Source organism: Massilia sp. 2TAF26, from assembly GCF_052115005.1.
Lineage (GTDB): Bacteria > Pseudomonadota > Gammaproteobacteria > Burkholderiales > Burkholderiaceae_D > Telluria.
The window spans coordinates 156,175-174,971 of record NZ_JBFRFV010000005.1 but is presented as its reverse complement, the minus strand read 5'-3'; the positions used below and the strand labels follow the sequence as shown (position 1 = coordinate 174,971).

General features: G+C 66.1%; 17 protein-coding genes. 5 read left to right on the top strand and 12 right to left on the bottom strand.

Going from position 1 to position 18,797, the window contains the following annotated elements; all coding sequences use genetic code 11:
• Nucleotides 1-20: 20 nt before the first annotated feature.
• Nucleotides 21-2,027, bottom strand: a complete 2,007-nt coding sequence (locus AB4Z32_RS07385) for a primosomal protein N' (RefSeq protein WP_441935277.1) — start codon at nucleotides 2,025-2,027, stop codon at nucleotides 21-23.
• A 52-nt stretch (nucleotides 2,028-2,079) separates the two neighbouring features.
• Between AB4Z32_RS07385 and AB4Z32_RS07380 the strand changes: the two genes are divergently transcribed.
• A complete protein-coding gene (locus AB4Z32_RS07380; RefSeq protein WP_441935276.1) occupies nucleotides 2,080-2,307 on the top strand; it encodes a hypothetical protein in 228 nt (75 codons plus the stop codon).
• Between the two features lie 282 nt (nucleotides 2,308-2,589).
• On the opposite strand, the gene hemE is transcribed toward AB4Z32_RS07380, so the two are convergent.
• The gene (gene hemE, locus AB4Z32_RS07375; protein ID WP_441935275.1) at nucleotides 2,590-3,672 is read right to left on the bottom strand and encodes a uroporphyrinogen decarboxylase; all 1,083 of its coding nucleotides are present in this window, start codon (nucleotides 3,670-3,672) and stop codon (nucleotides 2,590-2,592) included.
• A gap of 136 nt (nucleotides 3,673-3,808) precedes the next feature.
• Here hemE and AB4Z32_RS07370 point away from each other — a divergent pair, with 136 nt between their 5' ends.
• From AB4Z32_RS07370 to AB4Z32_RS07355, 4 genes are all read left to right on the top strand, one after another.
• Entirely contained in the window at nucleotides 3,809-5,761 is a 1,953-nt protein-coding gene (locus AB4Z32_RS07370) for a dipeptidyl-peptidase 5 (protein ID WP_441935274.1), read from the top strand.
• Between the two features lie 12 nt (nucleotides 5,762-5,773).
• A complete protein-coding gene (locus AB4Z32_RS07365; protein WP_441935273.1) occupies nucleotides 5,774-9,940 on the top strand; it encodes a DEAD/DEAH box helicase in 4,167 nt (1,388 codons plus the stop codon).
• 53 nt (nucleotides 9,941-9,993) lie between these two features.
• A complete protein-coding gene (locus AB4Z32_RS07360; RefSeq protein WP_441935272.1) occupies nucleotides 9,994-11,922 on the top strand; it encodes a DUF885 domain-containing protein in 1,929 nt (642 codons plus the stop codon).
• A 261-nt stretch (nucleotides 11,923-12,183) separates the two neighbouring features.
• Nucleotides 12,184-12,381 (top strand): hypothetical protein, encoded by a 198-nt coding sequence (locus AB4Z32_RS07355; RefSeq protein ID WP_441935271.1) that lies wholly within the window; start codon nucleotides 12,184-12,186, stop codon nucleotides 12,379-12,381.
• Between the two features lie 9 nt (nucleotides 12,382-12,390).
• Here the strand turns inward: AB4Z32_RS07355 and AB4Z32_RS07350 are convergent, their stop codons facing one another.
• The 10 genes from AB4Z32_RS07350 to hisH form a co-directional block, all read right to left on the bottom strand.
• Nucleotides 12,391-13,467, bottom strand: a complete 1,077-nt coding sequence (locus tag AB4Z32_RS07350) for a fumarylacetoacetate hydrolase family protein (RefSeq protein WP_441935270.1) — start codon at nucleotides 13,465-13,467, stop codon at nucleotides 12,391-12,393.
• A gap of 157 nt (nucleotides 13,468-13,624) precedes the next feature.
• Entirely contained in the window at nucleotides 13,625-14,377 is a 753-nt protein-coding gene (gene tatC / locus AB4Z32_RS07345; protein ID WP_441935269.1) for a twin-arginine translocase subunit TatC, read from the bottom strand.
• Complete coding sequence (gene tatB, locus AB4Z32_RS07340) at nucleotides 14,378-14,887, bottom strand: Sec-independent protein translocase protein TatB (RefSeq protein WP_441935268.1); 510 nt, start codon at nucleotides 14,885-14,887, stop codon at nucleotides 14,378-14,380.
• A gap of 9 nt (nucleotides 14,888-14,896) precedes the next feature.
• Nucleotides 14,897-15,139, bottom strand: a complete 243-nt coding sequence (tatA, locus tag AB4Z32_RS07335) for a Sec-independent protein translocase subunit TatA (protein WP_441935267.1) — start codon at nucleotides 15,137-15,139, stop codon at nucleotides 14,897-14,899.
• A gap of 114 nt (nucleotides 15,140-15,253) precedes the next feature.
• The gene (locus tag AB4Z32_RS07330; RefSeq protein WP_441935266.1) at nucleotides 15,254-15,628 is read right to left on the bottom strand and encodes a histidine triad nucleotide-binding protein; all 375 of its coding nucleotides are present in this window, start codon (nucleotides 15,626-15,628) and stop codon (nucleotides 15,254-15,256) included.
• Nucleotides 15,629-15,700: 72 nt separating this feature from the next.
• Nucleotides 15,701-16,039 (bottom strand): phosphoribosyl-ATP diphosphatase, encoded by a 339-nt coding sequence (locus AB4Z32_RS07325; protein WP_441935265.1) that lies wholly within the window; start codon nucleotides 16,037-16,039, stop codon nucleotides 15,701-15,703.
• Nucleotides 16,036-16,485 carry a phosphoribosyl-AMP cyclohydrolase gene (hisI, locus tag AB4Z32_RS07320; RefSeq protein WP_441935264.1) on the bottom strand — a complete coding sequence of 150 codons (450 nt, stop codon included), beginning with the start codon at nucleotides 16,483-16,485 and terminating at the stop codon, nucleotides 16,036-16,038. The genes AB4Z32_RS07325 and hisI overlap by 4 nt, the downstream gene beginning before the upstream one ends.
• Nucleotides 16,486-16,500: 15 nt before the next feature.
• Nucleotides 16,501-17,262 carry an imidazole glycerol phosphate synthase subunit HisF gene (gene hisF / locus AB4Z32_RS07315; RefSeq protein ID WP_441935263.1) on the bottom strand — a complete coding sequence of 254 codons (762 nt, stop codon included), beginning with the start codon at nucleotides 17,260-17,262 and terminating at the stop codon, nucleotides 16,501-16,503.
• Between the two features lie 66 nt (nucleotides 17,263-17,328).
• Nucleotides 17,329-18,105 (bottom strand): 1-(5-phosphoribosyl)-5-[(5-phosphoribosylamino)methylideneamino]imidazole-4-carboxamide isomerase, encoded by a 777-nt coding sequence (gene hisA / locus AB4Z32_RS07310; protein WP_441935262.1) that lies wholly within the window; start codon nucleotides 18,103-18,105, stop codon nucleotides 17,329-17,331.
• Nucleotides 18,106-18,145: 40 nt separating this feature from the next.
• Nucleotides 18,146-18,787 (bottom strand): imidazole glycerol phosphate synthase subunit HisH, encoded by a 642-nt coding sequence (gene hisH / locus AB4Z32_RS07305; protein WP_441935261.1) that lies wholly within the window; start codon nucleotides 18,785-18,787, stop codon nucleotides 18,146-18,148.
• Nucleotides 18,788-18,797: the final 10 nt, after the last annotated feature.

Genomic DNA, 18,797 nt, shown 5'->3' with positions numbered 1-18,797 from the left:
TCCAGGTTCTCCGGCAAGCGTCAGATATCCAGCGGGTCGACCTCCAGCGACCAGCGCACCCGCGACTTCATCGCGCGCAGGGCGTCGACCCAGACTTTGAGGAAGGCCTGCAGCGCCGGGCGCGAATTCGATTCGACCAGCAGCTGGGCACGGTCCACATTATGCACCCGGGTCATGGTCATCGGAATCGGATCGTTGAGCACCACGGCGTCGCTGGGCAGCGCGTCGCGCGCCTGCTCCAGGAAGGCGATCGCGGTGGCGAGTTCCGGCGCCTCCGCGCGCAGCAGGGCCTGGTACATGAAGGGCGGCAGCGCGGCCTGGTGGCGCTCTTCCAGCAGGGAGCCCGCGAAGCGGTCGTAATCGTGCCGCATCACCGCGCCGTACAGCGGGTGCTGGCAGTAGCGCGACTGGATCAGCACTTCGGACTCGAGTCCGGCGCGGCCGGCCCGTCCCGCCACCTGCATCAGCTGGGCGAACAGGCGCTCGCTGGCGCGGTAGTCCTGCGAGAACAGGGCCGTATCGGGATTGAGCACGCCCACCAGGGTCAGGTTCTTGAAGTCGTGCCCCTTGGCGACCATCTGCGTGCCGATCAGGATGTCGACGTCGCCGCGGTGCACGGTATCGAACGCGGCCTGGGCGCTGCCCTTGCGGCGCGTGGAGTCGGCGTCGATGCGCAGCACGCGCGCCTCCGGGAACAGCGACTGCAGGCCTTCCTCGATGCGCTGGGTGCCGCGCCCCAGCGGCTGCAGGTCGATGTTGCCGCAGGTCGGGCAGGAATGCGGGATCCGCAGCTCCAGCGAGCAGTGGTGGCAGCGCAGCCGGTGCTCGGGCCGGTGCAGTACCATGAAGGCGGTGCAGCGGGTGCAGTTGCTGATCCAGCCGCAGGCGTCGCAGCTCAACACCGGCGCATAGCCGCGCCGGTTCAGGAACAGCAGCGACTGTTCGCCGCGCGCCATGCGGTCGCGCAGGGCCGCGATCAGGTGCGAGGTCAGGCCTTCCTTCGGCTTGTCCTTCTCCATGTCGACCAGTTTCACGCGCGGCAGCACGGCATCCTTCACGGCGCGCTCGCGCAGCTCCAGCTTGCGGTAGCGGCCCGTCTGCGCGTGGTGCCAGCTCTCCAGCGAGGGCGTGGCCGATCCGAGCACGATGGGGATCTGAAGCTGGTGTGCGCGCCACACGGCCAGGTCGCGCGCCGAATAGCGCAGGCCTTCCTGCTGCTTGTACGAGGGGTCGTGCTCCTCGTCGATGACGATCAGCTTCAGGTGCGGCAGCGAAGCCAGGATCGCCAGCCGCGTGCCCAGCACGATGCGCGCGCGGCCCTGGTGGGCGGCCAGCCAATGCAGCATGCGTTCGCCTTCGGACAGGCTGCTGTGCAGGGTGGCCAGCATCACGCCCGGGAAGCGCGCGCGGATGTTCGCCTCCAGCTGCGGCGTCAGGTTGATCTCGGGGACCAGGACCAGGATCTGGGCCTCGCTTTCCCTGGCGAGCACCTGGGCGCAGGCCCGCAGGTAGACCTCGGTCTTGCCGCTGCCGGTCACGCCGTACAGCAGCAGCGGATTGAAGCCCCGGGCCTGGCCGATGGCGTCGGCGGCCTGCTGCTGGGCCGGATTCAACACCGGCATCGCGGCCGGCGCCGGGTCGTGGGCATCCTCGACCTTGGCGAGCTTCTTGAGCGCGCGGTCCAGTGCCACCGTGCTGCCCAGGCGCAGGTTCTTCGGCAGGCCGGGCATCGCCACCTCGCCGAGCGGGCGGTGGTAATAGTCGGCGGCGAAACGCGCCAGCGCCAGCCATTGCGGCGACAGCGGCGGCAGCTGGCTGCGCACCGCCAGCGCGTCCTTGAGCTTGTCCAGCGGGACGTCGGTCTCGTGCTTGACGGCGACGATCACGCCCACCGCTTCGCGCCGGCCGAAGTTCACCAGCGCCAGCTGCCCGACCTGCGGCTCGCTGCCGGGATCACATTCCCAGCGATAGTCGAACGCGCTGTCGAGCGGGGTGTCGAGCGCGATTTGTAAGATGCAGTAGGCCAAGCCGGACCTTATCCTTAATACTGTGGGGGAACTGTGGAAAACTTTGTGGAAAATGGAAAACTTGACCGGGACAAAGGTTTACGTTAGCTCAAAGCACTTAGCAATTCCTCAAGTTCACAAAAAAATTTCTCTTTTAAATTCAATCACTTGCCTGTGCAACCTTCCTGGCGCCGAAATCCGGCATCGCTCGGGCGCTTCTGTGCATAACTGGGCATTTCCGGTGAAGAACTCAAGCGCAGTGCAGCAAAAACTTGATACAACACTTGAAGAAATCGCGTAAACCCCGGTAAACCAAGGACTTTTCAACATTATTCACAGAAGCTGTGCATAACTTTGTGAACAATGCGCTGTCAACTTGGGCAACTGCCTTCCGGACCGCCGATACGCCACGCTGGCGCACTCGCCAGCCCCGGCATAAATAACAATGGAATCAATGACTTATCAGGATACATCCAGTACTGTACATTTCCACAGCCAAGGACGCGAGAGTTCAAGAATTTGTGAATAAGTGTGATTATGATGCGCCGCAGGCAGCGGCGCAGCCATAGGGCTTTGTCAGCGCTCAGGCCTGGCGCTGGCGGCGGCTGAAGCTGTGAACTGCCTCGACCATCGCCGTCACCGACTCCGGCGGCGTGAACTGCGAAATGCCGTGGCCGAGGTTGAACACGTGGCCATGGCCGTTCGACGGCGTGCCGTAGCTGCCCAGCGCCTTCTCGACTTCCGCCCGCACCTGCTCCGGGCCGGCCATCAGCACGGCCGGGTCCAGGTTGCCCTGCAGGGCCACGCGGTCGCCGACCAGGGCGCGCGCGCGGCCCAGGTTCACGGTCCAGTCCAGGCCGAGCGCATCGGCGCCGATGTCCGCCATCTCGTCCAGCCACAGGCCACCGCCCTTGGTGAAGACGATCGCCGGAATCCGGACGCCATCCTTCTCGCGCTGCAGGCCTGCCACGATGCGGCGCATGTAGTCCAGCGAGAAGGCATGGTAGGCGCCGTCGGCCAGCGCGCCGCCCCAGGAGTCGAAGATCATCACGGCCTGGGCGCCGGCGTCGATCTGGGCGTTCAGGTACTGCGTGACGGCTTGCGCGGTCACGTCCAGGATGCGGTGCATCAGGTCCGGACGCGCGTACAGCATCTTCTTGATCGTATGGAATTCGCGCGAGCCGCCGCCTTCGACCATGTAGCAGGCCAGGGTCCAGGGGCTGCCGGAAAAGCCGATCAGCGGCACGCGGCCGTTCAGGGCGGTGCGGATCTGGGTCACGGCATCGAACACGTATTGCAGCGATGCCATATCTGGCACCTGCAATCGGGCGACGTCTTCCTCGGTGCGCACGGTGCGTTCGAATTTCGGGCCCTCGCCGTCCTCGAAGTACAGGCCCAGGCCCATCGCGTCCGGCACCGTCAGGATGTCCGAGAACAGGATCGAGGCATCCAGCGGATAGCGGTCGATCGGCTGCAGGGTCACTTCGGTGGCGAAATCCGGATTCTTGGCCAGGCCCAGGAAGGAGCCGGCGCGCGCGCGGGTGGCGCGGTATTCCGGCAGGTAACGCCCCGCCTGGCGCATCAGCCATACCGGGGTGTAGTCGGTCGGCTGGCGCAGCAGCGCACGCAGGAAGGTGTCGTTCTGAAGCGGGGCGAATTGTGGCATGGCTGGCAACCTGAAGTAAGGCGCCCGGCGCGCGGGCAAACTTCTATTATCGCATTCCCTGACCCATCCGTACCCATCCTTCGTGACAGGCCGGTGCGCACTTATAATGGACGCCTACCTTTGCCAGGACCGATCCATGCCCGAATCCTCCCGCAAACAGGCTGCCCCCTGCGGCGCCTGGGCCTCTCCCATTACCGCCGCCGTCGTGGCCGCCGGTTCGACCCCGCTGTCCGGCGTGCTGCTCGACGGCGCCGACCTCTACTGGCTGGCCGGCCGTGCCAGCGAAGGCGGCCGTACCACCCTGCTGCGCCAGCGCGACGGCCGCGTCGACGAACTCACGCCTGCGCCCTTCAACGTGCGTACCCGCGTGCACGAATACGGCGGCGGCGCGGTGCTGGTGGCGGACCGGCGCGTGTGGTTCTCGAATTTCGCCGACAACCGTGTTTACAGAATCGATCGGTACGGCGCTCCGGCGGAGGGGAACGAGCCGGTGCCGGTCAGCGAGGGCGGCGCACTGCGCTGGGCCGACTTCGTGCTGGACCGCATTCACCAGCGCCTGGTCGGCGTGCGCGAAGACCATTCGGCCGGCGAGACTTATCCGGTCAATACCCTGTGCGCCCTGGGCGCCGACGGCACCCAGCTGGTGCTCGACGACGGCTACGATTTTTACTCGTCTCCGCGCATCTCGCCGGACGGCAGGCAGATCGCCTGGCTGTGCTGGAACCACCCGCGCATGCCCTGGGAGGGTACGGAGCTCTGGCTGGCCGACATCGTCGCGGACGGCACCCTGGCCAATGGCCGCCTGATCGCCGGCGGCATCGATGAAGCCATCGTGCAGCCGGAATGGTCGCCGGGCGGCACCCTTCATTTCGTTTCCGACCGCAGCGGCTGGTGGAACCTGCACCGCTACGACCACGGCGTGGTGCACCCGATCTGCCCGCGCGAGGCCGAGTTCGGCCTGCCGCACTGGGTCTTCGGCCAGTCGATGTACGGCTTCCGTTCGGACGACGAGATCGTCTGCGCCTATATCGAGGGCGGCGTCAGCAAGCTGGCGCGCCTGGACACCCGCAGCGGAAGGCTGACGCCGATCGACACGCCCTACCAGGAGATCCGCGAGCTGCGCGTGAACGGCGACAGCGTCGCCCTGCTGGGCGGCGCCCCGACCGTCGCGGCCGAGGTGGCGCGCATCGACCTGGCTGCCGGCCATCGTGAGGTGCTGGCGCGCTCGATCGAGCAGCTGCCCGAGGCCGGCTATCTGTCCGTGCCGCAGACGATCAGCTATCCCAGCGCCAAAGGCCGTACTTCGCACGCCTTCTACTACCCGCCGACGAATGCGGCCTTCGAAGCGCTGCCCGGCGAGCTGCCGCCGCTGATGGTGATCGGCCACGGCGGCCCGACCGGCATGGCCAGCAGCACGCTGAAACTGGCGACCCAGTTCTGGACCAGCCGCGGCATCGCCGTGCTGGATGTGAACTACGGCGGCAGCACCGGCTTTGGCCGCGCCTACCGCGACCTGCTGAAGGAACAGTGGGGCGTGGTCGACGTCGAGGATTGCGTGGCCGGCGCCCAGTATCTGGCCGACCAGGGCCTGGTCGACCGCGAACGCCTGCTGATCCGCGGCGGCAGCGCCGGCGGCCTGACCACCCTGTGCGCCCTCGCCTTCCACGACGTGTTCAAGGCCGGCGCCAGCTACTACGGCGTGTCCGACCTGAAGGGCCTGGACGCCGACTCGCACAAGTTCGAGTCGCACTACAACGAATACCTGATCGCGCCGAAGGCTAGAGCCGACGCCGTGTATGCGGAACGCTCGCCGATCAACCACACGGACAAGCTGCGCCAGCCGATGATCTTCTTCCAGGGCCTGGACGACAAGGTGGTGCCGCCGCCGCAATCCGAGGTGATGGTCGAGGCCCTGCGCGCGCGCGGCGTGCCGGTCGCCTACCTGACCCTGGAAGGCGAAGGCCACGGCTTCCGCAAGGCGGACAGCATCGTGCGCACGCTGGAAGCGGAGTTGTATTTTTACCTGCGCGTCTTCGGCATTCCCGTCCCTGCCGACCTGCCTGAGGTCGAGATCGAGAATCTCGGCTGAATGAGTGGCTGCATGAGTGTGGAGGTTCTCGGCGCGATCTTCGAAGCGTGCAATGAAAAGCGCAAGCTGATCCTGGCCCTGCTGGCCCTGGCCGGCGAGCCGATGGGCCGGCGGCGCATCCACGAGCATTTGCTGCCGCTGGGCGTAAGCGCGGTCGAGGACGACCTCGCCGATGATCTCGAAGCGCTGCGCGCGGACGGCCTGATCGGCGAGCTGCCCTCGCGCGGCTACGTGATCACGCCGGACCTGGCCTGGCCGGCGATGGCCTGGGCCCTGCGCGGACGCCGCCTGAACGAGCTGCGCGAGGTCTACCAGCTGGTCACGCCGCTGCGGGTGGACTGGCAGGGCACGCCCATGCTGCGCAGCTACCGCCAGGGCGTGGCCCTGCTGCGCATGGCCTTGCTGGCCGGAGAAGGACCGAAGACCATCGCCCCCCTGCTGGCGGCCTGCCTGCGCTGCCACGAGGCGGCTTACCTGCATCCGCTGGTCGACATCTGCGCCCGCCCCTTCGAGCCGGAACTCATCGAACGCATCAACGGCGCGGTGCGCGACGAGGTGCTGGCGGTGCTGGTCAGCCATGTCCAGCGCGAGCCGGGCAGCGCCCCGCCGATACGCGCCTACGCCGAGGAACATGTGGCCCAGGGCGGCGCCTCGATGGCCCTGCGCACCGCCCTGGCCGAGCACCTGATCCTGTGCGGCCGCCTGGACGCCGCCGGCGACTTGCTGCACGACCTGGACGAATCCGCGACCCTGTACTACCGCAGCGTCATCCAGCTGCTGCGCGGCGATCCCGATGAAGCCCTGGCCGGCTTCGACAAGGCCTTGAAAGCCCTGCGCAAGGAAACCGGCAAGAGAAAAGCCATCTTCGAAGGCATCGGCGGCCACCTCTACATCACCGCCCTCTTGAAGAGCAGCGACCCGAAGCACGCCAAGGCGCTCGATACCTACCTGGAATCGGCCACCCGCGCCGTGCAGAGCCACGACACCGCCGTCTACCAGCAGCTGTCGATGCTGCGCCAGATCCGCGGCGGCACCGTCGACGCCGAAGTCCTCCCCTCGCGCAACTGGGAGACCTCGCTGCAGCCGGTCATGTTCCGCGCCCTGCTGCACTGGTGGCTCGGCATGCCGCAGCTGGCCGAGCGCAAGGCATTCCTGGAACAGCAGATGGAGACGGCGGAAGCGGCAGGTTTCGATTTCATCGCCGCGCAGATCGGCGCCGTACTGGGCCAGCTGGGCATGGTCGGCATCGACAAGCGCGCGATCGCCCTGCGCCAGCGCCACCGCTTCACCGACATGGCGCTGTGGTTCGAGCGCGAGCAGCCCTGGGAGCGCCAGCTCAATGCCCTGATCAACCTGCAGCCTGCCGTCAACGTCGAGGTGGTGAAGGAATCGCGCCTGGCCTGGCTGGTGGGCTGGGACGAGCACCTGGGCGTGCGTGCGCTGGAACCGCGCGAGCAGAAGCGCGACGTGCAGGGCGGCTGGACCCGCGGGCGGCCGCTCGCCCTGAAGCGCTTGGCCGAGGACGCGGCAGAACTCGACTTCCTGACGGCCCAGGACGTGCAGGTTGCCGGTACCATCGGCGCCTACCGCTACTACAGCGGCACCGGGATGCGCTACGAGTTCGACCTCGACAAGGCGGTGGCGCTGCTGGCCGGCCACCCGCTGCTGTTCTGGATGGATTCGCCCGGCACCCGCATCGAACTGCTGCCGGGCGAGCCCCAGCTGATGGTGCGCGCCGGCGGCGGCAAGGTCACGATCTCGCTGAACCCGCCGATGCGCGAGCAGCAGGGCGAGGTCGTGGTGACCAAGGAGACGCCGACCCGCCTGCGCATCGTCCGCATCAAGGAAGAGCACAAGCGCATCGGCGCCATCGTCGGCGAGGGCCTGGAAGTGCCGCTGGAAGCGGAAAAGCGCGTACTGCAGGCGATCAGCGCGATCTCCTCGATCGTGACGGTGCAGTCCGACATCGGCGGCAGCCCGGCCGACATCGAACAGGTGGACGCCGACATGCGCCTGCATATTCACCTGTTGCCCTACCAGCAGGGCTTGCGCGTGCGCGTGCTGGTGCGCCCGCTGCCGGACGCCGGTCCGTTCCTGCAGCCCGGCGACGGCTTTGATCGCATCATCGCGGACGTGGCCGGCGTGCGCGTCGAGGCGCGGCGCGACTTGAACGCCGAGCGCGAAGCCGAGCGCCAGCTGCTGGCCGATTGCAAGTCGCTGGAAAACGCCGAGCACGAACATGGCGAATGGCTGCTCGGCCAACCCTTCCACTGCCTGGAACTGATCACCGAACTGCAGGAACTGGATGCGTCGCGGGTGGTGGTTGCCTGGCCGGAGGGAGAATCCTTCCGCATCACGAAGAAGGTATCGTCGAAGTCGGTGCGCCTGAACATCCGGCGCGACAAGGACTGGTTCGCCGCCAACGGCGAAGTCAGGATCGACGAGAACAAGGTGATGGATTTGCGCGAGCTGCTCGGCCGCCTGCGCGAAGACCGCTTCGTGGCCCTGGGCGACAACCAGTTCCTGGCCCTCACCGACGAGCTGCACCGCAGGCTGACCGATTTGTCGGCGTATACCGACGCGGACGAAGAGGCACTGCGCTTCCACCCGCTGGCCAGCTTCGCGCTGGAAGAGATGGCGCTGGAGGCCGGCGAAGTCGATGCCGATGCCGCCTGGCGCAAGCACCTGCAGCACATGGCGGCGAATGCCGACTACCGGCCGCAGCTGCCGACCACCCTGCAGGCCGAGCTGCGCGACTACCAGGTCGAGGGCTTCGAATGGCTGTCCCGCCTGGCCCACTGGGGCGTGGGCGCCTGCCTGGCCGACGACATGGGCCTTGGTAAAACCCTGCAGGCGCTGGCCCTGATCCTGTCGCGCGCGCCCGGCGGCCCGACCCTGGTGGTGGCGCCGACCTCGGTGGCCACCAACTGGATGGCCGAGGCGGAGCGCTTCGCGCCTACACTCCAGATGAAGCTGTTCGGTGCCGGCAAGCGTGAGGCGATGCTGAAGGAAGCCGGGCCCTTCGACGTGATCGTCGTCAGCTACGGCCTGCTGCAACTGGAAGCGGAGCTGTTCAAGGACATGCGCTGGCACACCATCGTGCTGGACGAGGCGCAGGCGATCAAGAACGCGCACACGCGCCGCTCGCAGGCGGTGATGTCGCTGCGCGGCGATTTCCGGATGGCCGCCACCGGCACCCCGCTGGAAAACCACCTGGGCGAGTTGTGGAACCTGTTCAGGTTCATCAACCCCGGCCTGCTCGGCACCAGCGACCAGTTCAACCTGCGCTTTGCCGGCCCGATCGAAAAAGCCACCCAGGAGAAAACCAAAGACAGGCGCGCCGAGCTGGCCGCGCGCACCCGCCTGCGCCGCCTCACGCAACCCTTCATCCTGCGCAGGACCAAAGCCCAGGTGCTGTCCGAACTGCCGCCGCGCACCGAGATCGTGCTGCCGGTGGAGCTGAGCCAGGAAGAGATGGCGCTCTATGAATCGCTGCGCCGCGACGCGCTGGAACGCATCGCGACCCTGCAGGCCCCGCAAGCACAAAAGCAGATCCAGATCCTGGCCGAGATGATGAAGCTGCGGCGCGCCGTCTGCAATCCGGTCCTGGTGGCGCCCGACAGCGGCATCCGCAGCAGCAAGCTGGACACGTTCGCGCGCCTGGTGGAGGAGCTGCTGGAGAACCGCCACAAGGCCCTGGTGTTCAGCCAGTTCGTGGATCACCTGACCCTGCTGCGCCGCCACCTGGACGAGCGCGGCATCCGCTACCAGTACCTGGACGGCGCCACGCCCATGCAGGAGCGCAAACGCCGCGTGGACGCCTTCCAGGCCGGCGACGGCGACCTGTTCTTGATCAGCCTGAAAGCCGGCGGGGTCGGGATCAACCTCACCGCCGCCGATTACGTGATCCACATGGACCCGTGGTGGAACCCGGCGGTCGAAGACCAGGCCTCGGACCGCGCACACCGCATGGGCCAGCAGCGGCCAGTGACGATCTACCGCCTGGTGGCGCGGCATACGATCGAGGAAGGCATCGTCGACCTGCACCGCCACAAGCGCGACCTGGCCGACAGCCTGCTGGAAGGCAGCGACGTCTCGGCGCGCATGTCCCCGGACGACATGCTGGCCATGCTGCAGGCCGGCCTGGCGGGCGGGCGTGCGGCGCCGCCGCTTACGTGACGGATTGTTTCAGGCTTCCGCAAAGGCCGGGAATGGTGCTAATCTTGGCGCCCATGATGAAAACGAAACTCGCGCTTGCGGTCCTGCTCACCAGCTTCGTGCTGGCGCCGGCCGGCGCGCGCACCAGCAAGGCGGCCAAGCCGAAGCACACCAGCAGCGCCAAGGCCAAGCCGTCGTCGAAAGCCAAAGCCTCCGGCAAGTCCTCGGCCAGGGCCGACAGCAAACCGGCCAAGGGTAAGGCCAGGGCCGCGGCCGCTCCGGCCGCCGCAGTGGCGGTGGCGGCGCCGATCGCCGCGGCGACCCCGCAGAACCGCAACGACCGCTTCATGGACTCGCAGTCGATGCAGTTCCTGACCGCGCTGTGGCGCATCGATCCGGAAGGCGCTATCTACGTCGGCAAGTTCGACGCCGCCGCCAAGCTGACCGTCCCCGACGCACCGACCCGCGCCAAGCAGCTGGCCTTCATCGACGAGTGGCTCGAGAAGTTCCGCAAGCTGAACGCCGACAAGCTCTCGCCCAACCAGCGCACCGATCTTGCAGTCCTGATCAACAAGCTGCAGTACGACCGCTGGAAGCTGGCCGTACTGCGCGACTTCGAGTGGAACCCGGCCCAGTACAACGTGGCCCAGCCGCTCGACCTGATCATGAACACCGAGTACGCCGCCAGGCCGCAGCGCCTGCGCACCATCCTCAAGCGCCTGGCCGACGTGCCGGCCTACTACCAGGCGGCGCAGGCATCGATCGTGAACCCGACCCGCGAACATACCCAGCTGGCGATCTCGCAGGCGCCGGGCACGCTGGTGGTGCTGGCCGACCTCGGCAAGGCAGCCCAGGATTCGGTCCAGCTGACGCCGCAGGAAAAGGCGATCTTCGCGCAGCGCGTGGCGAACGCAGGCAGTGCGGTGCTGGCCTGGGTCGACTTCCTGAGCGACCTCGATAAGTCGCAGGAACAGATGCGGCACGCCCGCTCGTTCCGGCTCGGCAAGGAGCTGTACGAGCAGAAGTTCGCCTTCGAGATCGAGTCCGCCAGCACGGCCGAGCAGACCTACCGCAAGGCCCTGGCCGCGCGCGAAGAACTGCTGACCCGCATGGACGGCCTGGCCGACCAGCTGTGGGACAAGACCATGGGCAGTGCCGCCAAACCGGACGACCGCTTCAAGAAGATCGGCATGGTGATCGACAAGCTCTCGCTGCAGCACGTCGCCGCCGCCGACTTCCTGCCCGAGATCCGGCGCCAGATCCCGCAGCTGCAGGACTACGTCATCAAGAACAACCTGGTCTCGATCGACCCGAGCAAACCGCTGGTGGTGCGCGAGACCCCGCTGTACCAGCGCGGCGTGGCCGGCGCCAGCATCGACGCGCCGGGACCGTACCGGCCGAAGGACAAGACCTATTACAACGTCACGCCGCTGGACGGCCTCACGCCGGAACAGGCCGAGAGCAGCCTGCGCGAGTACAACAACTGGATGCTGCAGATCCTGAACATCCACGAGGCGATCCCCGGCCACTACACCCAGCTGATGAACGCCAACCGCTCGCCCTCGCTGGTGAAGGCCCTGTTCGGCAACGGCGCGATGGTCGAAGGCTGGGCCGTGTACGGCGAGCGCATGATGCTCGAATCCGGCTACGGCAACAATGCGCCGGAACTGTGGCTGATGTGGTGCAAGTGGAACCTGCGCAGCGTGTCGAACACTATCCTCGACTACAGCGTGCACGTGCTCGGCATGACGCGCGAGCAGGCCATGGACCTGCTGGTGCGCCAGGCCTTCCAGACCCCGCAAGAAGCGGCCGAGAAGTGGCGCCGCGTGCAGCTGTCCTCGGTACAGCTGACCAGCTACTTCAGCGGCTACAGCGACATCATGGAACTGCGCGAACGCCGCAAGCAGCAGCTGGGCGAGCGCTTCAACCTGAAGGCCTTCCACGACCAGTTCCTCGGCTACGGCAATGCGCCGGTGAAGATCATCGGCCAGCTGATGCAGTAAGCCACGACGCATGTACATGGCCCCGCCCTCCCCGGCGGGGCTTTTTTTCGCCTGTTTCTGGCCCTTGCCGGACGGTGTTGGCCGGGAGCCGACACCGTCTGCCCAGGCTGTTGTTCCCGGCCCGACTCTACAAGGCTTGATCCGGGTCCGCGGAGGCCTTCATGCCCGTTTCAGGGGGCTGGCACGGCTTGTGCTGAATGGAGATCGTGGGACGAACAATCGCTCCGCACTTTCCAAAACCAGCCATTGAAGGGGAACATCATGAACATCCACAAGCACATGGAAGCCATCTTCGTCGTCGCACTCGCCGCCGTCGGCTTCGGTACCTTTACGATCGACAGCATGGCGGAGGCCGAAGCCGGCACGCGGGCGCCGATGGTGCGCGAGGCGGCATCGTCATCGGCGTCCGCCGATGCGCTCGCCGTCATGTGCGCAGCGCGGCCGGCGCGCCGGGCCTGATACCGAGGTTCAGGTCTCGGCGCGGATCATGTTGCGCATGACGCCGAGGCCGGTGATCTCGGTCTCGATCACATCCCCATGCTTCAGGAACTCGGGCGGTTTGCGCGCAAAGCCGACGCCCGAGGGCGTGCCGGTGGCGATGATGTCGCCCGCCTCCAGCGTCAGGCCGCGCGACAGCTCGGCGATGATGCGCGGGATCTTGAAGTACATCTGCTTGTAGCTGGCGTTCTGCTTCTCGACGCCGTTCACGCGGCAGATCACGCGCAGGTCGTCGAGCCTGACGCCGGCCGCGGTGACGATCCAGGGTCCCATCGGCCCATGGCCGTCCAGGCTCTTGCCCTTGAACCACTGGCCGCCGTGCAGCTTCTGCTGCGCCTCGCGCACCGTGGTGTCGTTGTAGGGCGCGTAGCCGAACACGTAATCCATGGCCCGCTCTTCGGGGATGTTGCGGCCGGTCTGGCCGATGACGACGGCCAGCTCCGCTTCCCAGTCGGTGGTGTTCGAATACGCCGGGTCGTGCGGGATAGCATCGAAAGGCCCGTTCATCGTGTGCGTGCCCTTGGTGAAGAACACTGGATGCTCAGGCAGCTTCTCGGTCGACTTGTCGAAGCGGGCCTGCTTGCCTTCCTCGAAGTGGTCGAGGTAATTCCAGCCGACGCAGTAGATGTTGCGCTCGGGCCGAGGAATCGGCGACATGAAGCGCGCCTTCTCGACCGGCAGCAGCGAAGCCGGCCGGCCGAGCGCATTGTCGACCACCGCGCGCACCTGTTCGAGGCCGGCGTTGCCGCTCTTGATCAGCGCCAGCATCGAGCCGGCGTCGAAAGCGAGCGCTCGCTTTTGCCGCCGGGCTTCGGCCTGCAGGTCGACCAGCCTGTCGTTGTCGAGGACCGCGACCACGGTCGGCTGTCCGTTCGGCGTGAGGCTGCAGGTGGCGAGGCGCATGCCGATCTTGCCGGCCAGCGGCGGCACGGCGACTGCGGGAGCGGGAGGGTTCTGTGCGAGGGCGGGATGCTGGGTGCCGGCCAGCAGGCCCCCCATGGCGGCGGATGCGCTGGCTGTCAGCAGCTTGCGACGGTTTGAATCCATTGAGACGTCTCCTTGTGGTTGTCGTTATGGCAAAACTCATCTGAAAGCATTCTAGCGGGCATTTTTCCGCCGCTGAGCGGGTGTTACAAAACTTTTGTCCTGAAATGCAAAGCGGCGCCCTCGGGCGCCGCGCGTTCACCAGCAAGGTGGCAGGGACTCAGGCGTGCTCTTCCGGCGCGCGCGTGACGCGCACGAACACCGGCGCCAGCAGCAGGCCGAGTTCGAACAGCAGGCACATCGGAACGGCGAGGGCCAGCTGGCTGACCGCGTCCGGCGGCGTGACCACGGCGGCGATCACGAAGGCGCCGACGATCACGTAAGGGCGTATCGACTTCAGCTTCTCGACGCTGATGATGCCCATCCGCACCAGGATCACGACCACCACCGGGACCTCGAAGGTGGCGCCGAAGGCCAGGCACATCGAGATCACGAAATCGAGATAGTTCTCGATGTCCGGCATGACCGCGATCGAGCTCGGGGCGAAGTTGGCGATGAAGTGGAAGACCCGTCCGAACACCAAGAAATAGCAGAAGGCGACGCCGGCGATGAACAGCAGCGAGGACGAGATCACCAGCGGCAGCACCAGCCGCTTTTCGTGGGCGTAGAGGCCGGGCGCGATGAAGGCCCAGGCCTGGTAGAACACCCAGGGCAGCGAAATGATCAGCGCCAGCACCAGGGTCACCTTCATCGGTACCAGGAAGGGTGAGCTGACGCCGGTGGCGATCATCTTGGCGCCGGGCGGCAGCGAGGCCAGCATGGGCGCGGCCAGGAAATCGTAGATGCGGTCCGGGCCCGGCCACAGGAGCAGGGCGATGCAGACGATCGCGACCCCGATGACGGCCCGGACCAGGCGGTCACGCAGTTCGACCAGGTGCGAAATAAAGGTTTCGCCTGCAGCTTCGTCAGTCATCTAGAAAAAGGAAGTGTTGGACTTGGTTCCGGGGCGGAACTTGCGCACGCGCGCCGCACCCGACAGCACGTGCTGGCGGCCGCCGTGGCGGTTCTTGTACCAGGCGGGAACGCTGGAGGTCTTGACCAGCTTCTTGCGGCGGAATTCGCGCGCCTTGCGCTCGATGTCGTCCGGCGTGACATGGGAGCTCGATGACGATGCGGTATCGCCGCGCCAGGCGGATTCGACCTCGCCGAGGTGGGACGAGACCGTGTTCTCGACCTCGGCGCCGAAACTCTCGACCTCGGTCTTGAAGCTATGCGCGGTTTCCTGCACTTCCTTGTGCAGGTTGCGCAGCTCTTCCATTTCGATCTCGCGCGAGACTTCCGACTTCACCTCATGCAGGTAGCGCTGGGCGCGGCCGTACAGCGTGCCGGCCATGCGCGCCACCTTGGGCAGGCGCTCGGGGCCGATCACGATCAGCGCGACCACGCCGATGACGGCGAGTTTGGAAAGCCCGAGATCGATCATGGAAATGGATTACGAGCGGTTCTTTTCGCGCGTTTCGACGTCGATCGTGTTCGTGGACTTGTCGGCCACCTGCTGGGTCGAGGCCGGCGGGACATTCGCCTGGCGCTCTTCTTCGCTGCCCTTCACGCCGTCCTTGAAGCCTTTCACGGCCTTGCCGAGATCGGAACCCGCGTTCTTCAGCTTGCCGGTACCAAACACCAGGACCACCACCACCAGCACGATCAGCCAGTGCCAAATACTAAACGAACCCATTGTTTTCTCCTTGCGGGCGCACGCCCGAATTCGCATGTAGCGTACGCGCAGTATAAGCGATGATTACCCGGCATGGTTTCTTTCCAGCCGGAAGTTTTAGTCAAGTTCCCCGCATCAAGTCCCGAGCCCGCGCCACGGACGAGGACCGCCATACACGTGCAGGTGCAGGTGATACACCTCCTGGCCGCCATCCGGACCGGTGTTGATCAGGGTCTTGAAGCCGCCGCTGCGCTGGCCGTCCGGGCCCTGCTTGACGGCGATTCCATGCTCGGCGGCCAGTTTCGGCGCCAGGGCCAGCATCTTGCCGAGGATCGCCGCGTGCGCATCCGTGCAGTCGGACAAGGTGTCCACGTGCCGCTTCGGAATGACCAGCAGGTGGACCGGTGCCGCCGGGTTGATGTCCTTGAACGCGAGCAGCTCGTCGTCCTCGTACACCACGCCAGCCGGGATCTGCTTTGCGGCAATCTTGCAGAAGATGCAGTTATCCATGTTCTCTCCAGTCAGCACGATATTCTATTTGGGTCGAATGACAGCGCCGTGACGCTCTCAGCCCTTGCGCTCTCACTCCTTGCGCGAGGCCTTTTCCTCGATGCCGGACAGGCCTTCGCGGCGCGCCAGCTCGTCCAGCACCTGCTGCGGGCTCAGGCCGAAGCGCGCCAGCAGCACAGCCGAATGGAACCACAGGTCGGCCACTTCGTACAGCAGCTTGGAGGCATCGGCACCGGCGCGCACGTCCTTGGCCGCCATGACGGTCTCGGTCGCTTCTTCGCCGATCTTCTTGAGGATCGCATCGTCGCCCTTGGCGAACAGGCGGGCCACATAGGATTTGTCGGGATCGCCGCCGTTTTCCGGCTTGCGCGTCTCGATCGTTTCCGCCAAGCGGTCGAGGATGGTGCTCATAGGTCTTTCTTTTGAACCGTCTTCTTCGGTTTGGTATAGATGGTATTCGGGTCTTTCAGCACCGGGTCGGCGTCATGCCAGTCGCCGTTCCCGAACTTCTGGAAGAAGCAGGAATGGCGGCCGGTATGGCAGGCGATGCCGCCGGCCTGTTCGACCTTCAGCAGCACCACGTCCTCGTCGCAGTCGAGGCGGATCTCCAGCACTTTCTGGACGTGGCCGGACTCTTCGCCCTTGTGCCACAGCTTCTTGCGCGAGCGGCTCCAGTACACCGCTTCGCCCAGCTCCACGGTCTTGGCCAGGGCTTCGCGGTTCATCCAGGCGAACATCAGGATGTCGCCGGTGGCGGCTTCCTGGGCGATCACCGGCACCAGGCCGTGCTCGTCCCATTGCACCTTCTTCAGCCAGGGCTGGGCCGGAATCGATGGGGTCGTCGTCGGGGTTACCATCTGTGTTTGTCCAGTTCAGTCCAGTCGCATCGGGATGCCGCGGTCATGCATGAAGCGCTTGGCTTCGCCGACCGTGTGCTGCCCGTAGTGGAAAATGCTGGCGGCCAGCACCGCGTCGGCGTGGCCTTCCAGGATGCCGTCCGCCAGGTCCTGCAGGCCGCCCACGCCGCCGGAGGCGATCACGGAAATGCCGACCGCGTCCGAGACGGCGCGCGTCAGGCCGAGGTCGAAGCCGGACTTGGTGCCGTCGCGGTCCATGCTGGTCAGCAGCAGTTCGCCGGCACCCAGGCTTTCCATCTTGCGCGCCCACTCCACCGCGTCGAGGCCGGTCGGATTGCGGCCGCCGTGGGTGAACACTTCCCACTTGCCGGGCGCGACCTGCTTGGCGTCGATCGCCACCACGATGCACTGCGAGCCGTGCTTCTGCGAAGCCTCGAACACCAGTTGCGGGTTGGTCACGGCCGAGGTGTTCATCGACACCTTGTCGGCGCCGGCGTTCAGCAGGCGGCGCACGTCCTCGACCTTGCGCACGCCGCCGCCCACCGTCAGCGGGATGAAGACGGTCGAGGCCACGGCTTCGATGATCGGCAGGATCAGGTCGCGGCCGTCGCTCGAGGCGGTGATGTCGAGGAAGGTGATCTCGTCGGCGCCCTGGCCATCGTAGCGGCGTGCGATCTCGACCGGGTCGCCGGCATCGCGCAGCTCGGTGAAATTGACGCCCTTGACCACGCGGCCGCCGGTGACGTCAAGGCAGGGGATGATGCGTTTTGCGAGCATATAAATCTTTAGTTAACCCGTCAATCCCGCTTTCGCGGGAACGACGGTTTCTCGGTTCCGGGCTAGTTAAGCCTGCGCCCCTTCAGTCAGCTCATCCGCACGCTCCTGCGCGCTGGCCAGGTCGAGCGTACCTTCATAGATCGAACGGCCGCAGATCACGCCTTCGATGCCTTCGTCCTGTACCGCGCACAGCGCTTCGACGTCGGCCAGGTTGTGCAGGCCGCCGGAGGCGATGATCGGGATCTTGACGGCCTGGGCCAGGCGCACGGTGGCTTCGATGTTCACGCCGCCCATCATGCCGTCGCGGCCGATGTCGGTGTAGACGATCGATTCGACGCCATAACCCTCGAACTTCTTGGCCAGGTCGATGACTTCATGGCCCGACATCTTGCTCCAGCCGTCGGTCGCGACCTTGCCGTCCTTGGCGTCCAGGCCGACGATGATCGAGCCCGGGAAGGCGCCGCAGGCGTCGTGCAGGAAGCCCGGGTTCTTCACCGCGGCGGTGCCGACGATGATGTAGGTGATGCCGTCGTCCAGGTAGCGCTCGATGGTGTCGAGGTCGCGGATGCCGCCGCCGAGCTGGACCGGGATCTCGTCCAGGTCATTCTCGGTAGCGTATTCCTGCACCACCTGCAGGATCGATTTGATGGCGTCCTCGTTCTTCGGCTTGCCGGCGAAAGCGCCGTTCAGGTCGACCAGGTGCAGACGGCGCGCACCCTTCTTGAGCCAGTGCAGCGCCATCTCGGCGGGATCTTCGGAGAACACGGTGGCGAGGTCCATATCGCCCTGTTTCAGGCGAACGCAGTGACCGTCTTTCAGGTCGATGGCGGGAATCAGCAGCATGGTCGTAATCGGTTGGTTGACGGGTGAAGAACGTGAGCGTTCAGGGTTTCCAGTGGATGAAATTGCGATACAGGCGCAGGCCGGCGGCCGCGCTTTTCTCAGGGTGGAACTGGGTGGCGACGATGTTGTCGCGCGCGACCGCGCAGCAGTAGGGACCGCCGTAATCGGCTTCGCCGATGGTGTCGTCCGGATTTGCCGGCCGGGCGTAATAGCTGTGCACGAAGTAGAACCAGGCGCCGTCCTCGACGCCTTCCCACAATGCATGCGCGCGTGCCTGTCGCACGCGGTTCCAGCCCATCTGCGGCACCTTGAAGCGCGAGCCGTCGGCGGCAAGCTTGCCGTCGAGCTGGAAACGCACCACCTTGCCGGGGAACAGGCCCAGGCCGGGCGTGCCTTCGTTTTCTTCGCTGGAGTCGAACAACATCTGCTCGCCCACGCACACGCCCATCACCGGACGCGTCTTCATGGCGCGCAGCACCGCTTCCTCGGCGCCGGATTCGCGCAGGCTGCGCATGCAGTCGCGCATGGCGCCCTGCCCCGGCAGCACGACGCGGTCGGCGGCGTCGATCACGGCGGCATCGCTGGAAACGATCACGTCCGCTTCGGGAGCGGCGGCGCGCAGCGCCTGCGCTACCGAACGCAGGTTGCCCAGGCCATCAACCACAACAATCTTGTTTGCCATGATCGATCGC

Bases quoted from the DNA above. Each gene is read 5' to 3' on its own strand.
- AB4Z32_RS07355 (WP_441935271.1), top strand. From the start codon at position 12,184: ATGAACATCCACAAGCACATGGAAGCCATCTTCGTCGTCGCACTCGCC.
- AB4Z32_RS07330 (WP_441935266.1), bottom strand. From the start codon at position 15,628: ATGGATAACTGCATCTTCTGCAAGATTGCCGCAAAGCAGATCCCGGCT.
- hemE (WP_441935275.1), bottom strand. From the start codon at position 3,672: ATGCCACAATTCGCCCCGCTTCAGAACGACACCTTCCTGCGTGCGCTG.
- hisA (WP_441935262.1), bottom strand. From the start codon at position 18,105: ATGCTGCTGATTCCCGCCATCGACCTGAAAGACGGTCACTGCGTTCGC.
- hisF (WP_441935263.1), bottom strand. From the start codon at position 17,262: ATGCTCGCAAAACGCATCATCCCCTGCCTTGACGTCACCGGCGGCCGC.
- tatB (WP_441935268.1), bottom strand. From the start codon at position 14,887: ATGATCGATCTCGGGCTTTCCAAACTCGCCGTCATCGGCGTGGTCGCG.
- hisI (WP_441935264.1), bottom strand. From the start codon at position 16,485: ATGGTAACCCCGACGACGACCCCATCGATTCCGGCCCAGCCCTGGCTG.
- AB4Z32_RS07380 (WP_441935276.1), top strand. From the start codon at position 2,080: ATGGAAAACTTGACCGGGACAAAGGTTTACGTTAGCTCAAAGCACTTA.
- tatA (WP_441935267.1), bottom strand. From the start codon at position 15,139: ATGGGTTCGTTTAGTATTTGGCACTGGCTGATCGTGCTGGTGGTGGTG.
- AB4Z32_RS07365 (WP_441935273.1), top strand. From the start codon at position 5,774: ATGAGTGTGGAGGTTCTCGGCGCGATCTTCGAAGCGTGCAATGAAAAG.
- AB4Z32_RS07360 (WP_441935272.1), top strand. From the start codon at position 9,994: ATGATGAAAACGAAACTCGCGCTTGCGGTCCTGCTCACCAGCTTCGTG.
- hisH (WP_441935261.1), bottom strand. From the start codon at position 18,787: ATGGCAAACAAGATTGTTGTGGTTGATGGCCTGGGCAACCTGCGTTCG.
- AB4Z32_RS07325 (WP_441935265.1), bottom strand. From the start codon at position 16,039: ATGAGCACCATCCTCGACCGCTTGGCGGAAACGATCGAGACGCGCAAG.
- AB4Z32_RS07370 (WP_441935274.1), top strand. From the start codon at position 3,809: ATGCCCGAATCCTCCCGCAAACAGGCTGCCCCCTGCGGCGCCTGGGCC.
- tatC (WP_441935269.1), bottom strand. From the start codon at position 14,377: ATGACTGACGAAGCTGCAGGCGAAACCTTTATTTCGCACCTGGTCGAA.
- AB4Z32_RS07350 (WP_441935270.1), bottom strand. From the start codon at position 13,467: ATGGATTCAAACCGTCGCAAGCTGCTGACAGCCAGCGCATCCGCCGCC.